This window comes from Microcoleus sp. FACHB-SPT15 (genome assembly GCF_014849525.1).
GTDB classification, from domain to species: Bacteria; Cyanobacteriota; Cyanobacteriia; order Cyanobacteriales; family Coleofasciculaceae; genus Symplocastrum; species Symplocastrum torsivum.
This window is the reverse complement of sequence record NZ_JACJNU010000007.1, coordinates 114,660-130,034: the sequence shown is the minus strand read 5'-3', so window position 1 is coordinate 130,034 and position 15,375 is coordinate 114,660. Positions and strand designations below refer to the sequence as shown.

Annotated in this window: 11 protein-coding genes; 7 read left to right on the top strand and 4 right to left on the bottom strand. The window is 44.2% G+C overall.

Going from position 1 to position 15,375, the window contains the following annotated elements; translation table 11 throughout:
• Positions 1 to 33: 33 nt before the first annotated feature.
• Positions 34 to 831 carry a hypothetical protein gene (locus H6F98_RS03135; protein ID WP_192217216.1) on the bottom strand — a complete coding sequence of 266 codons (798 nt, stop codon included), beginning with the start codon at positions 829 to 831 and terminating at the stop codon, positions 34 to 36.
• A gap of 254 nt (positions 832 to 1,085) precedes the next feature.
• On the opposite strand from H6F98_RS03135, the gene H6F98_RS03130 reads away from it, so the two are divergent.
• From H6F98_RS03130 to H6F98_RS03120, 3 genes are read left to right on the top strand one after another with little or no spacing between them, the layout of a single operon-like run.
• Complete coding sequence (locus H6F98_RS03130; protein WP_192217215.1) at positions 1,086 to 3,197, top strand: tetratricopeptide repeat protein; 2,112 nt, start codon at positions 1,086 to 1,088, stop codon at positions 3,195 to 3,197.
• 10 nt (positions 3,198 to 3,207) lie between these two features.
• On the top strand, positions 3,208 to 4,809 hold the full coding sequence (locus tag H6F98_RS03125; RefSeq protein WP_192217214.1) for an FkbM family methyltransferase: 1,602 nt from the start codon (positions 3,208 to 3,210) through the stop codon (positions 4,807 to 4,809).
• A 57-nt stretch (positions 4,810 to 4,866) separates the two neighbouring features.
• The gene (locus H6F98_RS03120) at positions 4,867 to 5,871 is read left to right on the top strand and encodes an FkbM family methyltransferase (RefSeq protein ID WP_192217213.1); all 1,005 of its coding nucleotides are present in this window, start codon (positions 4,867 to 4,869) and stop codon (positions 5,869 to 5,871) included.
• Between the two features lie 35 nt (positions 5,872 to 5,906).
• Here H6F98_RS03120 and H6F98_RS03115 read toward each other — a convergent pair whose 3' ends face one another.
• The 3 genes from H6F98_RS03115 to H6F98_RS03105 all read right to left on the bottom strand — a co-directional run bounded on the left by H6F98_RS03115 (position 5,907) and on the right by H6F98_RS03105 (position 10,313).
• Entirely contained in the window at positions 5,907 to 8,150 is a 2,244-nt protein-coding gene (locus H6F98_RS03115; RefSeq protein ID WP_192217212.1) for an O-linked N-acetylglucosamine transferase, SPINDLY family protein, read from the bottom strand.
• A gap of 122 nt (positions 8,151 to 8,272) precedes the next feature.
• Positions 8,273 to 8,863 carry a type IV pilin-like G/H family protein gene (locus H6F98_RS03110; RefSeq protein WP_277927497.1) on the bottom strand — a complete coding sequence of 197 codons (591 nt, stop codon included), beginning with the start codon at positions 8,861 to 8,863 and terminating at the stop codon, positions 8,273 to 8,275.
• A 127-nt stretch (positions 8,864 to 8,990) separates the two neighbouring features.
• Positions 8,991 to 10,313 (bottom strand): class I SAM-dependent methyltransferase, encoded by a 1,323-nt coding sequence (locus H6F98_RS03105; protein WP_192217211.1) that lies wholly within the window; start codon positions 10,311 to 10,313, stop codon positions 8,991 to 8,993.
• A gap of 307 nt (positions 10,314 to 10,620) precedes the next feature.
• On the opposite strand from H6F98_RS03105, the gene trxB reads away from it, so the two are divergent.
• The 4 genes from trxB to H6F98_RS03085 all read left to right on the top strand — a co-directional run bounded on the left by trxB (position 10,621) and on the right by H6F98_RS03085 (position 15,335).
• Positions 10,621 to 12,021, top strand: coding sequence for a thioredoxin-disulfide reductase (trxB, locus tag H6F98_RS03100; RefSeq protein WP_192217210.1), 1,401 nt, complete (start codon positions 10,621 to 10,623; stop codon positions 12,019 to 12,021).
• A gap of 205 nt (positions 12,022 to 12,226) precedes the next feature.
• The gene (locus H6F98_RS03095) at positions 12,227 to 13,462 is read left to right on the top strand and encodes an RNA-guided endonuclease TnpB family protein (protein ID WP_192217209.1); all 1,236 of its coding nucleotides are present in this window, start codon (positions 12,227 to 12,229) and stop codon (positions 13,460 to 13,462) included.
• Between the two features lie 15 nt (positions 13,463 to 13,477).
• The gene (locus tag H6F98_RS03090) at positions 13,478 to 14,362 is read left to right on the top strand and encodes an ABC transporter permease (RefSeq protein WP_192217208.1); all 885 of its coding nucleotides are present in this window, start codon (positions 13,478 to 13,480) and stop codon (positions 14,360 to 14,362) included.
• A 67-nt stretch (positions 14,363 to 14,429) separates the two neighbouring features.
• Entirely contained in the window at positions 14,430 to 15,335 is a 906-nt protein-coding gene (locus tag H6F98_RS03085; protein WP_192217207.1) for an ROK family protein, read from the top strand.
• Positions 15,336 to 15,375: the final 40 nt, after the last annotated feature.

The following is a 15,375-nucleotide window of genomic DNA, read 5'->3' as shown; positions in this document are numbered from 1 at the left end:
AAGCGATGAAGCCTTAAGTGTTTAGCTTGGAACTCAATCGGTTTTCGGCAATTGAATCCTCGCTCCCTGTGGTGTGGCAATAACTTTGCCACCGAGTGCCTCAATGCGACTGATAGCAAGTTGACGGGTGCGATCGTCTAGCGCATTACTTAAAACCATTGACCAAGCATTGACTTGAGCTGACTTGCTCAGGGGATTACCGGCAAGAGACCCAGCGCTTCGGCGAGAAATTGCTACTATATTCTTACTTTCTTCATCAGAATAGGTACTTGCCCATTCGGCTGCCTTCTCATAGGATTGTCTTGCTGCTTGAGCATCGCCTAAAAACAACAACTCATCTGTGGCTTTATAACGCCAAACATAGTAAGACTTAGGTGGTGATTGAGGAGCAAGCGACTTTAGCCCTTTTTCCATCAGCGCTACAGAACGTTCTGGCATTCCTGCGTATAAAGAACCACTCCCAGAAAGGAAAAAATACGCCTGCAAGAATTTGGGGTCACGGTCAATGATTACATCAAAATAATCTGGGCTAAGCCGATAGCCAGTCGCGGCGCGAGCTTCATCATCACCAAAATACTGTATGAAACCTAAAAATGTCCAATCTGCAAGCAAATTATCAAAACCAAAAGCCGGAACTTTCTGGAGCAAATTGAGGCGCACTTTTTCTGCCTTGACTTCTGTTTGAAGAGCTTCTGGTGAAGTGTTTTTGGCTCCACCTCTTATTTGAGTCAGTTGAGGCATCTGTAGCGCCCCAAGTGCAAAAACACATACCAAAGCGACAATAGACGCTCCTACCGATTGATTTAGGTTTTGACGAAATGGCGAAAGCATAAGTACATTTGTCGGTTACTGAGCGAGTTGGACTCTCTGCGATCGCTCATCTGAGCTACCGTTCTTGAAAGTTTGAGTGGGGGCGATCGTTCCTCTCAGGGGATTGGGTAATTTAAAGATAACGCTTTTCTCACCACCCAGGCAGTCATTCTAGTAAGTAGTAGTTCACGAACGCGATTGCGCCCACAATGAATGTACAAAAACTTTTCTGATTTGTTGTGAGTGAGTTGAGGGAATCATGTCAGAAACCACTTATGAATAATCTGAGAGATATCAATTTAATTATCTTCCCTGATTGGACTCAACCAGAAGAGTCCCTTGCAAGAGAGTTAGAACGAGTGATTAGGGTGATCGCCGCTCATCCGGCTAGCCATTACATCAGTTTGCTGATCGACACGAGTAACATTGCTGATGAGGATGCAGAACTGTTACTAGCAGGGGTTACTATGAATCTTCTGATTAAAGAAAATTTAGATATTATCGAGGATGCAGAAATTTCCCTGATTGGAAAACTGACTGAAAGTGAGTGGGACATTCTGTTGCCTCGCCTCCAAGCGAGAATTCTTTTGCAACACGAAAATAAACAAGCGATCACACAGGCAAAAGCAGAAACTTTTCCTTGCTATGAGATAGAAGGCTTTAGCGGTAGACAAACAGGTCAAGTTCTTTCTGAATTGAGCAACAAACTATTCCAAGATGGAAGATGGCAAGAGGCGATTGTTCAATATCAAAAAGTTCTTAAAATTCAAACAGGAGATGCCGAGCTTTATTGGCGCTTAAGCGAGTGTTTTGTACATCTAAATCTTCCTGAACAAGCTTTCAGGATTCTCCAAGAAGGAATTCAGCTTTACCCAGCAGAAGGTGTACTTCATTTTTCCTTGATAGTAAACTTGCAGAGAAGTGGTCGTATTCAAGAAGCAATCTCAAGGGCGAAGGTCGCCTTAAGCTTATTTCCTAGGGATTTTAGCTTTAAAATCCTTAAAAATTTACTAGTACCTACAATTTACGACAATCAACGTGAAATTAGTTTATATCGTCAGCGATTTACAAAAGGACTGCAAGATTTAGACCGCGAGATATCTCTAGAAACACCAGAAGACAAAAAGAATGCCCTAGCAGGTATCGGTAGTTTCACAACCTTTTATTTGTCTTACCAGGCTCAAAATGATATAGAGTTACAACGCCACTTTGGCACATTAGTTCATAGAATCATGGCAGCTAATTTTCCAAAATGGGTTGCTCCTTTATTAAGGCTCCCGCTTAAGGGCAATAAGAAAATTCGTATTGGATACGTTTCAGCTTATCTGCATTCTTATAGTGGAACACTTTGGTTAACTGGTTGGCTTCGTCACTATGATAAGCAAAGCTTTGAAATCTATTGCTACTATACAGGAAATACTCCAGATCCAATTACACAACAATTCCAGGATTATAGTGATGCTTTTTACCATATTCCTCATAATTTAGAAGCAGCCTGTGAACAGATAATTGCTGATCAACTACACATCCTCATCTTTCCAGAAATTGGGATGGATCCTCCAACAATGCAAATGGCAGCTCTGAGACTTGCACCTGTGCAATGTACGGCTTGGGGACATCCAGTTACGTCTGGCTTGCCAACGATCGATTACTTTTTATCTAGTGAGTTAATGGAACCTGAGAATGCACAAGAACATTACTCAGAGACGCTAATTCGCCTACCTAACATAGGTGTTTCTTATCCTAAACCCTATATTCCTCCAATCATCAAGACCCGTTCAGATTTTCAGATGCGAGATGATGCGGTCATTTATTTATGTTGCCAAGCTCCTTTCAAGTACCTGCCACAGTATGATTTTCTCTTGGCTGAAATTGCTCACCGTGTTCCTCAATCTCAGTTCGTGTTTCTTCGTGGTAATTTACTTCAAGAGCGTCTGAAGCGTGCTTTTGCTGCCGTCGGTCTTAAGAGCGAGGATTATTGCTTATTCCTAAGCATTCCAGAGCGGCTTGACTATCTAATGATTAACTTACTTTCAGATATTTACCTTGATACTCTTAGCTGGTCTGGTGGTAATACTACCCTAGAGGCGATCGCCTGCAATCTTCCTGTCGTTACCTGTCCGGGAGAACTTATGCGGGGTCGTCACTCTTACAGCTTCCTCAAAATGCTAGGCGTTACAGATACAATTGCTCAAACGGAAGTTGAATATGTTGAGATTGCTGTAAGGTTAGGACTAGAACCAACTTGGCGACAAGAAATTGCAGAACGAATGCATGAGCGCCACGACCGTCTCTATGACGACAAAACCTGTGTTGCTGGCTTGGAAGCTTTTTATAAACAGGTCGTTCAGGAAAATCTTTCGCTGCTGCAAGAAACTTTAGACTAATTAGCTCCCGATGAAATCCTCTTTTTCTCCTACTGATTGCTATTGGAAATATCTTGAAAGTGCTTGTCTTGATCTCGATTCAGAAGCGCTATCACGTGTAGCCACGAGTCTTGAAGGCACTGCTTGGGATGAGCCTACCTCTGCTATCGAGTTGAACAACTTTGCCGTAGTAGCACTGATTGAAGCCGAGCAGTGCCAGGACTCATCCCTGCGGGGAGTCTATTTTGAGATGGCTATAGAAGCTTTAAACACGGGAGTGGAGTTGCATAGTCATCCACTCTGTGCGGCTCATCTTGCTCTTGTTTCTGCCATGACTGGAGACATGGAACAAGGGATGCGAAAAGCATTTTCTACCTTTATTAATACTCTCCAGTCTGCTTATGTCCATGAGCCACCAATTTCTCCAGGCATAATTTATCTGCAACCTGCAAATAGCTTTACAGGTAGAGGTAGTCTGCATGAGAAACTAACTCAAATTCTGCAAACTACTGATGGCTATACTCAGTCACTTCTATTATTAACAGAAGTTTTGTGTTACTCAGTATTAGTTTTTTACAATGTAGCAGGACTTCGCTTTCTACATTTAGCTACTCAATTTTATCCTCGATCTGCTTCGATTAATTTAAAACTCGGAATCGCTAGCTTGACAAATAATCAGCTAGAGGGACTTTTATATTTACATCGTGCGAGAAAGCTAGCACCAGAGCGTGCAAACATTTTGCAAGCTTTACATCTGGCTTATCGAGATTTAGGACAGATGGAATCAGCAGATTTATGGTTAGGTATTGGCCATGATTTGAGCCGTCATAATTCTCGTTCACCAGAATGGCAATGGGCTGAGTTAGGAGTGGAAAGTTTAGTAACTTATGTGCCTTTTGAAACTCAGCTAGTCTTAGCCGTAGAGCCAAGTTTGCGTAGTATTGTAACTAGTGTGCTAATTACTGAAGGGGATTGGTTTGAAAAAGAAATGGAGTTCTGGCGTAGCTGGCTAAAACCTGGAATGACCGTTATTGATGTAGGTGCGAATGTAGGAGTCTACACATTTAGTGCAGCTCTACAGGTGGGGGCAGAAGGTTGCGTGTTAGCGGTTGAACCGTTTTCTGGGTGTGTTCGTTGTTTGCAAGAAACGTGTAGAATTAATCAGCTAAGCTGGGTAAAAGTCTGTGCAGGAGCCGCTAGCGATCGCAATGGCAAAGTCAATCTTGCTCTATATACGGCTAGTGAACTTAATGAAGTTGTTTCTAGCGATGCAGAAGAAACAATGAAACCTGGTACTTTTGAGGAAGTTGCCTGCTTTACTTTAGATAGTCTAATTGAGCAAGAAAATGTCAGCCAGGTTGATTTCTTGAAAATTGATGCTGAAGGACATGAAATTAAAGTTCTAGAAGGATGCGATCGCATTCTCAAAGAATTCTCTCCAACCATTCTGTACGAAAATATTGCGGGCAGTAAAGGCAGTAACGTGGCTGTTGCTGATTTTCTAATAGCTAGAGGGTATCAACTGTTTCAATATAAACCCTACTTACAGCAGCTAATTCCAATAAATTCCACAAATGATTTACAAGGAAAGCTAAATGTAATTGCTTTATTTCCTGATAAAGATCCATGCTAAATTATAGTCACGTTGTCAATATATCCTATTAGTTATTGAGCATCTAAAGGTTTTACAATGTCATTCTTTCTGCCAAGTTTGAAAAAAAGTGGGTGTCTGGATCAAACTCACTTAGTAATATGCAATGTTGGTTCTCGTAAATCCCAAATTAAAGATGATTATGGTAGTCAAGATTGGGGAATCTTTGCACCTCACCTGACTATATACGGGTTTGATGCTGATGCTGATGCTTGTGAGGCAGCTAATGCTGACATTGAAGCTCGACAAGTGAATTGGACTGAAAAACATATTCCTCTTGCACTTGGACGTTCTGTAGGAGAATCTACACTTTATGTAACCAAACATCCTATGTGTAGCTCATTATATGCACCGAATGAATCCTATCTAAAAAGGTTTCAAAAACTTCCAGATTTAGTCAATTTAGATTTTACAGCAGAAATTGAAACTAGTACTTTAGATACTTTTTGTAAGGCGGAAGGAATCAATGAAATTGATTTCCTGCAAATTGATGTTCAGGGTGCAAATCTTCTAGTTTTAGAAGGAGCTACTTGGATTTTAGAACGCAGTATTTTGGCTGTTCAAGTTGAGGTTGAATTTTCCCATTTATATATAAATCAACCTCTGTTTGCTGATGTAGACACCTATTTGAGAAAGCAAGATTTTACACTATTTGATTTAATGACTGCTGCTCGATGTGTTCGCTCACCTCTTTATTCTAAAACTCGTCCAGGGCAATTACTCTGGGCTGACGCCCTTTACTTCCGCGATCTAATTCAAGAGGAATCTAGTGAAATCTTAAAGACACCTAATCAAATTCTAAAATTAGCTTGCATAGCTGACATCATGGATTTTACAGATTATGCTTTGGAATTATTAGAATATCTAACCTTGCAATATGGCAATGATGAGAAATATAATTTTGCGAATAATATCATTGAGAGTTTGACTCAAATTCCAGAATTAGTACAACAAGGATTAAGTTCTTTACCCGTTGTTGCTAGAATTCGAGATTATGTTAGCGGGTATGACATTGACTCTTTGTCAGTCAAAACAACTTCTTAGCTAAGGCAGCTTACTGCTAAAAAGAAGTTGAGGGATTAAGAGTTGTTAGTTTCAAAATACTTGATCCACATCTGCTCATAAGCTTTTTCCATTTCCTGAGTAAATTGCTTCGCATTCCATAGTGGTGCTGTTTGCCTTGATTGCTTAAGTTTCCAAGAGATTTGTTGTCGCAGTGCAGCGTCTTTGCCCAAACGAATTCCCCACTCGACATACTCTTCATCAGTCCAGGCAATGCCCTCTGTAATACCGGCGTTCACCATCATCGTGTAGCTATTACGAGCAGCAAACTGTTCCCCAACTCTTGTTACCAAAGGGATACCCATCCAGAGGACTTCTAGAGTAGTGGTAGCTCCGTTGTAGGGATAAGTATCTAACACCACATCAGCAATGCCTAAATTTGCACGGTGAACAGCCTCTGATGGAACCGTTGGCAAAAATCGCAGACGCTCACTATCTACACCCTCTTCTTCCGCAATCTTGGTAAAGAAGAGCTTGATTGATTCTTCATCTGCTGAACCTTTAATCAAAAAGTAACTATTCGGTACTTCCTTGATAATCCGCATTTGTAGATGAACAGCATCAGCATGTCGCTTGTAACCTTTCTGACCACTGAAATAAACCACGGCATCACTGGGTATATCTAACTGCTCTCGGCGCAGGGTTGGTACTCCTACCTCAAACCCATCCACGGCTATATAAGTCTGAGGCAATCGCCAAATTTTTTCGGTGTAATACTCCTGCGCCTCATCAGGTAGTACATAGGGATCGGCAATGAAATAATCAATAGCTGGCATTCCTGATGCATCCCAACCTAGCCAGCTCACCTGTAAAGGTGCAGGCTTGAGGGGTAGCAATCCACAGTTAATATCGAGCGTGATACTGTCAAGCTCGACCAAAATATCAATTTCGTCTTGATAAATTTGTTCTGCAATTTCAAAAATATTAGCTTCAAAGGTATGAGCTTGGTCTACATGCTCGATAAACCACGATTGCAATGAGTCTTTTCTATTTGGGCTGTAGCCTATAAAATAACCATGAATTTCAAATCGCTCTCGATTATGATACTGAAACAGCCAACGAGCGAGCCAGCCCACTGAATGCCGTTTCATGCAGTGAGAAAGGTACCCAATCTTTAGAGGCTTAGTGGGAGTATCTCCTCCTCGCTGCAAAGGCTTCCGCTGTTGATAGCGCTCCAGTTGCTCTCTAGCATAAATTTGCATATTGGCTTGACACAGCAAGCCTATCTGATTGTGAATATATCGATTCTGTTTGGGACAATCTTGAAAATAGGGCAGAAAAAAGGTTGATATGAATAGGCGCTCAGCCGTAACTGGGTCAAGCGACATTGGCTGTTCCTCAATTAAGGACGACAGCAACGATTGTTGCTCCTTGTTGACGGCTAGTGCTTCTTGCCAATAGCCTCCTGCACTCATCAAGCCGCGTAGGACTATATGAGTTGCAAAGACTTTTTCTGGCTGAGTATGAACGAGAGAATAGCACTGCTTTGCCATTGCGATCCCCTGATCGTACTCGTGAATATCCTGATAAAAGACGGCTAGTTGCCTGAAAACTTCTGGGTTCTCAGCCCTCAATTGCAAACAGAATTTAGCCAGTTTGATGGCGACACTAGGTCGCTTCATGATGTAGTGAATCTTAACGGCTGCCAGCATCATGACATCAATAAACTCTTGAAATCTGTCAGCCGCATGAGGCAAACAAGCTTCGGCAAATTCTAGTGTTGGCGGAGCGAACGGCAGGAAATTTAAAAGGCTCTGCAACACTTGCACTAACAAGTCTGCGTTAAGTTCTACCCTTGGTTCTGACTGGAGAAGCTCAATGACTTCTAGGGAATTTAAATCTTCTCCAGTTAAGGTTCCCAACTGGATACATAGGTCAATCAGCTGTAATAAGTTGTTGATGTCACTCGGATTCAGTTCTCGGATGTGCTGGCGGATTACCCAAGCAACTTGATAGTCTGCTTGTTCCTGTCGCCGCTTTGCTTCCGCTTCCAGAATTTGTACCAGTTCCACTGTCCACTGGTCGAGGTCTTCCAACTCGGCTTGTGACATCCCTAGCAGCCAAGTTGTCTGAGCTTCTTCTTCTTGCCCTTGCAAAAGGTATAGCAGCCCTAAGTGCCAGTAGTAGGACTTGATCTCCGGCGAACCAGAGATCGCGTCTTCATACAAGCTAGTTGCTTTACTGTACTGACCTTTCACCAGATATTGCTGGGCTTGCTCTTGCCAGTTAACTGAGACAGCCAAAGAAGATTCAGCATTCATAGACAAAAAAATGTTGTACAAACATCCTGCTTGCAAACGCAAAAGTGGGCAGAGCTTTCTACCCACCTTATGCAATTATCTAAAACTAACTAGTGAAAGCGATCACCACTGGGAAGTTTTAACTATCCGCCCTGCTGCTCGCTCTTTTTGACACCGACCTCACTGTAGGTAGCTTGAGGACAAGCTGGTCCATTCAGAGAATCGTAATCAACTGCTATTACATCACCAGGATCACCACCAACAGCCACCGCCTGCTTAGATTCACACAAAACAGCGAGTGTGGTCGCTTCACTGGTCGCCTGAATTGTTGCTACATTCACACCGCCAATATAAGCTTTGATAGGGGCAGTGGCTCCCGCAGCAGGATATCCTCTGTTTGTAATACCTACTGGTACAGTGGATGATATATTATCACTTGCATATTTGTAGTTAGCCGTCTGAGTTTTAATACCAAGACCTAGCTCACCAATCTCAGTGCTAAATTCGTCGTTTTCTAGATAGTAAGCTTGCTGCCCTCGGTTCATTGAACCAACGTAAGTCTTGGCTTCAGACTGCTTCGCCTTATTAGCCTGGTTCAGGAAGGAAGGTAGGGCAATAGCTGCCAAAATACCAATGATGATGATAACAACGAGTAGTTCAATTAGCGTAAAACCTTCATCCTGCTTTTTCTTGTTCAGGTGTTGCAGGAACTTTGCTTGTAAATCGAGCTTCATAAAGAGGTCTCTCCTTGAGGTGCGGGATGCTTTAACTTCTAACTCCTGGGTGTAACTTACCCAGTTGCACTCTCTTTCCTATCACCTGCCTGAAAAATTTCTTCCGGATGTCCGAAGTCACTCATAGTTAACGCTCTAGAAGCACATATCCATTTTCCTCCAGTCCAGTCAGTGCCTGTCTCACGATTTCAAAAGCCTCTGACTCAGCCGTTGGCTCTAGGGTTACAGGATGCACGGGACGCAATTTCTGCCAGCGCTCCACCAGTGCCTGTATTGATTGAGCGGATTCCAAAAGTGGCAGAAGGCAAGCCGCAACGGCACTGTCTACCAAGGACTGCACTCCAGTGACTGGCAGATACTTACTGATTTCAAATGGATTGAATTGGGTGATACACCTGACAACTTCTTCTTTCACGGCTTGCGTTTGCAACTGAGGATGCAGGTGTACCTTTGCTACTTGCCAATCAGAATCTGTCCACTCAGCAACAGGTACAAAGGGTTGGGCTTGATTGGAATGCCCACACCAGAAGTCCAGCAACCGATGGATGGGATGTAAAAGCTCAAATAAATGCAGTTGCTGTTCTACTGGAATGTCTGGCAGACTCATTGCTAGGAACACTGGTAAATTATCTGGATCTTTGAACAAATCCATCAATTTCCATTGCCGCCAATTCACCATGCTGATGAATTCTAAATCTGCCACTCTCAAAGCAGCAAATAAATCAGGAATTGTGTACCCTTTATCACCTTGAAAGAGATAATTCATTAAGATTATTTCTTGTTTACCTTCACCCTCATATTTTGGATGCCAAGTTTTGGCTTTGAGGTCAACATTGTTCTTCAAAGCTTTCATTGTTTCTATCGTGATGTCAATCTCCATATCCTCCGGGTTGCCATCCATCAACCCCATCATTCCAAATACTTCTTGAGCGCGAAAATGGTGGAAGCGTTGAATTGAACTGTGCAAATTACTGCGAATAATTCCCTCAGGCTTAAGAACTGACTTCATTTCCTCTAGGGCAACAGCAGGTTCGGGAAAGAGATAAAGCAATTCATCACAATTAATGTAGTCAAACTCTAAACCTAGATTTGGTAGTTCATAAATAGAGAGTAAGTTAAATTCACCATTTTCAAGCCCATGATGCTGGAAGCGTTTCCGAGCTAAATCCAGTGACTGTTCTGATATGTCAATACCGATAACTTTTGCGCCAGGGTTGGCTTCTGCCAAAACTAATGATTTGTATCCCGTGCCACATCCAGCATCTAAAATTAGTTTATCTTTAGTATCAATAACTTTCTGATTTCTCAAATAGTAAGATGTTACTAAATTGTGAAAGTAAAGTGTACTTATATCCTCTTTAGGAGATTTGCCGATCTCGACTCTTGGATAGGGGCCAAAGTCGAATTGCTGACGGATTTTTTCGAGTAATTCAGCCGCATTTTCATCCATTAGTGCTATCTCCACTACGCAGAATCTTGTTCGATTTAATGAGAGTCGAGCCAGAAGGCTATCTTGCTAGCGTCAAGTATTCCCATTGTGCAATTAAAAGTAAACTAACAAGTAAAAGTTACTCTAGCGCCATCTGTCAGGTAGTCTCAGACCGAAAGTTAGACAGTACTGCTAAACGTGGGTAGTGGCAGTACTGGTAAGGCTAGACCAGGCTGGCAGGCTACATTAACAGAGAAGAGGCTATATTATCTGCTCAAAAACCGCTATACTAGTTTTTATACGTAGTCGTTATGAGTTTGTTTAGTTTATGTCCAACCCAACTGTAGAGAATCTTGTAATCATTGGCTCTGGGCCTGCTGGATACACCGCTGCTATCTATGGGGCACGGGCGAATCTGAAGCCGCTTGTGTTTGAAGGCTTTCAAGCTGGCGGGCTACCTGGCGGGCAGTTGATGACCACGACGGAGGTGGAGAACTTTCCAGGCTTCCCAGAGGGGATTACTGGACCGCAGCTAATGGATCGGATGAAAGCGCAGGCTGAGCGTTGGGGAGCGGAGTTGTACACGGAGGATGTTACCTTTGTTGATTTGAGCCAGCGTCCGTTTATTGTCCGCTCTGAGGAACGGGAAGTTAGAACCAACAGTATTGTGATTGCGACGGGTGCCACGGCGAAACGGTTGGGATTACCCTGCGAAGGCGAGTTCTGGAGTCACGGTATCTCTGCTTGTGCGATTTGTGATGGAGCGACACCAATTTTCCATGGGGCGGAACTGGCTGTAGTCGGAGGTGGTGACTCGGCGGCAGAGGAAGCGGTTTACTTGACGAAGTATGGCGACCATGTGCATATGCTGGTGCGTACTGATAAGATGCGGGCAAGTAAAGCCATGCAAGACCGGGTTTTGAATAACCCTAGAATTACGCTTCATTGGAATACTGAGCCAGTGGATGTGTTCGGTGAGAATGGTCGGATGACGGGCGTGAAACTCCGCGATACGAAGACGGGTGAGGAGCGTGACCTTCATGTTAAGGGGCTATTTTACGCGATCGGTCACAAACCCAATACCTCTTTGTTTGAGGGACAGTTGGAACTGGATGAGGTTGGTTACATTGTGACGAAACCTGGTTCAGTAGAAACTAGTGTGGAAGGTGTCTACGCGGCTGGAGATGTTCAAGACCATGAGTATCGTCAGGCAATTACTGCGGCTGGGACTGGCTGTATGGCGGCAATGTTGGCAGAACGTTGGCTTTCAGTGCATGGTTTAATTCAGGAACATCATCAACAGATACACTCCTCAGAAACGCCACCGACAACTGAGGTGATTGAAGAGAAGACAGCAGCAACACCGGAAGAGGTATTTGATATCAACAACACTCGCCATGAAGGAGGATACGCGCTGCGGAAGCTGTTCCATGAAAGCGATCGCCTTCTGATGGTAAAGTATGTCTCACCCAACTGTGGGCCTTGCCACACCCTCAAGCCGATTCTCAACAAAGTGGTAGATGAGTTTGATGGCAAGATACACTTTATCGAAATTGACATTGATAAAGACCGGGATATTGCCGAGAACGCACAGGTTACAGGGACACCCACTGTGCAGTTCTTTAAGGACAAAGAATTAGTGGCACAACTTCAAGGCGTTAAGCAAAAGAGCGAATTCCGTAAAGTAATTGAACGCTATTTACCAGCAGGTGTTTCAGCCGCTAGGTAAGCTTGGCTGAGACGAGAAAATTAAGCTAATCCAGATGCTCTTAATCTGGGGTAGCAATTAGCGGGCGCACACAGTAGTGATGCGCCCTGTTATTATTATGGTCGCAGCCGAAAACCGTCTAGCTTGATTCTGACGGATGAAGGCAAGGTCGTGCTTTTAAGCACTTACTAGCTTTCCAATACCATTCAGTGAGTGCGTCGAATCAGTGCTAGTTCTAGAGTACAAAGTCAAAGCTAAGCCAAATCAGTACAAGGCAATTGATGAAGCAATCCGAACAGTTCAGTTTGTTCGGAACAAGTCTATCCGCTACTGGATGGATGCGCCGAAGGATACCAAGATTAACCGCTTTGCTCTGAATCGGTACTCAACAGAACTACGCAACGAGTTCCCCTTTGTCAAAGACCTCAATTCAATGGCAGTACAAGCTGCCGCTGAGCGTGGATGGCTTGCTATTTCTCAGTTCTACGACAACTGCAAGTCTAAGAAAGCTGGGAAGAAAGGGTTTCCTAGGTTCCAGAAAGACAACCGCTCGGTTGAGTACAAAACAACCGGATGGGCACTTCACAAGAGCAAGCGACGAATCACTATTACCGATAAAAAAGGAATTGGTGAACTTAAGCTTCTGGGTAAGTGGGACATTCACTCCTATCCGGTCAAGTCTATCAAACGTGTTCGGCTGGTGCGTCGTGCCGATGGTTACTACTGTCAGTTTGCGGTTGATGTTGAATGCATTGATATTCAACCCCCAACAGGTCAGGCTGTTGGTTTAGATGTGGGTATCGAGTCGTTTTACACCGACTCGAATGGGCACAAAGAACCCAATCCCAAATTCTTGAGGAAGGCTGAAACCGACATCAAACGGGTACAGCGTCAAATCTACAAGAAGCAAAAAGGGTCATCAGGTCGTCGTAGAGCAAGAGCTAAGTATTCCAGAAAGCACTTAAGAGTAAGTAGGCAACGGAATGAACACGCATCTAGACTAGCGCGTAACGTATGCAGGTCTAACGATCTAGTAGCTTACGAAGACTTAAGAGTAGCGAATCTGCTCAAGAACCACTGCCTAGCAAAGTCAGTTGCAGACGCTAGTTGGTATCAGTTTAGGCAGTGGATAGAGCATTTTGCTACCAAGTTTGGGAGACTAGCTGTTGCTGTATCCCCACAGTACACAAGCCAACAATGTAGTCAGTGCTTTCGTGTTGTCAAAAAATCTCTTAGCACTCGTACTCATGTTTGCTCGTGTGGGTTGATTCTTCACAGGGATACCAATGCAGCAATCAATATTTTGCTTAAAGCAACTACCGGAGGGCATCCGGGAAGTAACGCTAAGGGAGTCGGAGCCTCTACGCTACTTGGGGCAACCCTGGTAGAGCAAGTTCTGACGATGAACTTAGAATCTCCGTCGCTTGATTCGCGGAGAGTGTCAATTGCCGATAGCAAGTGACTATCCTAAACACTAATGACCTTAACCAGACTCCGATTACCGAAATCTTTACGCCTTTCTGAACGTCGCAGTCTCTCGATGCAGTTGATGCTCGTGGGAATTGTGATTACAGTTTCCTTCATAATAGTTGCACTTCTCGCTTCCACGTTTCAGGCTTGGGGATGGCTGCAAGACCCGACAGCATCTCTAATTAACCCGATTCATGAACCACCTGGAGGGAAGTACTGGTTTGGTACCAATCGCCAGGGGTATGATGTCTTTTCTCGCACCCTATTTGGTTCTCAAGCGGCATTGCAAGTGGTAATTCTTGCCACAACCCTGAGTCTAATTATTGGCGTTCCTTTGGGCTTGGTGAGTGGTTATCTGGGTGGCAACCTGGATAGGGCGTTGCTGTTTTTGATGGATACTATCTACACCCTGCCGGGGTTTTTGCTATCGGTCACGCTAGCATTTGTTGTGGGACGAGGGGTTTTGAATGCTGCGATCGCACTTAGTATTTCCTATATTCCGCAGTACTTCCGAGTAGTCCGTAACCACACCACTAGCGTCAAAAACGAACTATTCATCGAAGCGGCACAAGCGATGGGCGCTTCGACAAAAACAGTTTTGTCTCGCTACCTATTTCTCAATGTGATTCAGAGTGTGCCAGTAATCTTTACCCTCAATGCGGCTGACGCGATTTTGCTCTTAGGCGGTTTGGGATTCTTAGGCTTGGGTTTGCCAGAACAAACACCAGAATGGGGCCATGACTTACGTCAAGCACTCGATGCTTTACCGACAGGTATTTGGTGGACAGCGCTTTTCCCTGGTTTAGCCATGACATTAATGGTAGTGGGATTATCTCTCGTCGGAGAGGGTTTGAGCGAGTTTATCAATCCCAGATGGCGGCGGGAAAATTAGACTTCTTGCAGAAGTGGCGCTAAGATGCTGTAGCAATTTAGCAAGACGTTTTGGATTGGCGGGTGTGATGGAGCCGGAAGTCATTGGCATTGATTTAGGGGGAACAGCAATTAAACTGGGGCGATTTCGTCAGGATGGAACTTGCTGTCAGTCTTTGAGTGTACCAACACCCCAACCAGCAACACCTACGGCTGTTGTTAAGGCAATGGTGGAAGCAATCAATTCATTAAATTCTGAAGAGGCTAGTCATCAGGTAGCCGCTATTGGTGTTGGCACTCCTGGGCCTGCTGATGCCGAGGGTCGGATTGCTAGAGTTGCCATCAACTTGGCAAATTGGCACGATGTCCCGCTAGCAGATTGGTTAGAAGCTAAGACAGGTTACCCGACTGTTCTGGCTAATGATGCCAATTGTGCAGGCTTGGGAGAAGCTTGGCTAGGTGCGGGGCGTCAATTTCGTAATCTGATTTTGCTGACTTTAGGTACGGGTGTTGGAGGCGCAATTATTTTAGATGGGAAACTCTTCACAGGTCATCAGGGTGCGGCTGGTGAGTTGGGGTTAATTACCTTGAACCCCGATGGACCAATGTGTAATAGCGGCAATCAGGGTTCTCTAGAGCAATACGCCTCCGTTCAAGCAATTCGCCGTTGTACTGGCAAAGAACCGAATGTACTCGGTGTCATGGCAAGAGAAGGCAACAAATTTGCTCTCGAATTTTGGGAAAGCTACGGGCGCAATCTCGGTGCTGGTTTGGCGAGTCTCATCTATGTCCTAACGCCAGAAGCCATTGTCATTGGTGGTGGAGTTAGTGCGAGTGCGGAATTTTTCTTCCCGGCAGCATTAGCAGAAATCGAGCGACGAGTTCTTTATAGTTCCCGTGCTGGTTTACAGCTACTCACGGCTGAGTTGGGTAATCAAGCTGGGATGGTGGGTGCGGCAAAATTGGCTTGGCAAAAGGTAGAGGTTGGTGGTTAGTTGTTGGTTTTTGGTTGTCCCCTATTGACTTTCATTTGTG

Coding starts and splice junctions, on each gene's coding strand:
- H6F98_RS03130 (WP_192217215.1), top strand. CDS start 1,086: ATGAATAATCTGAGAGATATCAATTTAATTATCTTCCCTGATTGGACT.
- H6F98_RS03085 (WP_192217207.1), top strand. CDS start 14,430: ATGGAGCCGGAAGTCATTGGCATTGATTTAGGGGGAACAGCAATTAAA.
- H6F98_RS03120 (WP_192217213.1), top strand. CDS start 4,867: ATGTCATTCTTTCTGCCAAGTTTGAAAAAAAGTGGGTGTCTGGATCAA.
- H6F98_RS03115 (WP_192217212.1), bottom strand. CDS start 8,150: ATGAATGCTGAATCTTCTTTGGCTGTCTCAGTTAACTGGCAAGAGCAA.
- trxB (WP_192217210.1), top strand. CDS start 10,621: ATGTCCAACCCAACTGTAGAGAATCTTGTAATCATTGGCTCTGGGCCT.
- H6F98_RS03090 (WP_192217208.1), top strand. CDS start 13,478: ATGACCTTAACCAGACTCCGATTACCGAAATCTTTACGCCTTTCTGAA.
- H6F98_RS03125 (WP_192217214.1), top strand. CDS start 3,208: ATGAAATCCTCTTTTTCTCCTACTGATTGCTATTGGAAATATCTTGAA.
- H6F98_RS03110 (WP_277927497.1), bottom strand. CDS start 8,863: ATGAAGCTCGATTTACAAGCAAAGTTCCTGCAACACCTGAACAAGAAA.
- H6F98_RS03135 (WP_192217216.1), bottom strand. CDS start 831: ATGCTTTCGCCATTTCGTCAAAACCTAAATCAATCGGTAGGAGCGTCT.
- H6F98_RS03105 (WP_192217211.1), bottom strand. CDS start 10,313: ATGGATGAAAATGCGGCTGAATTACTCGAAAAAATCCGTCAGCAATTC.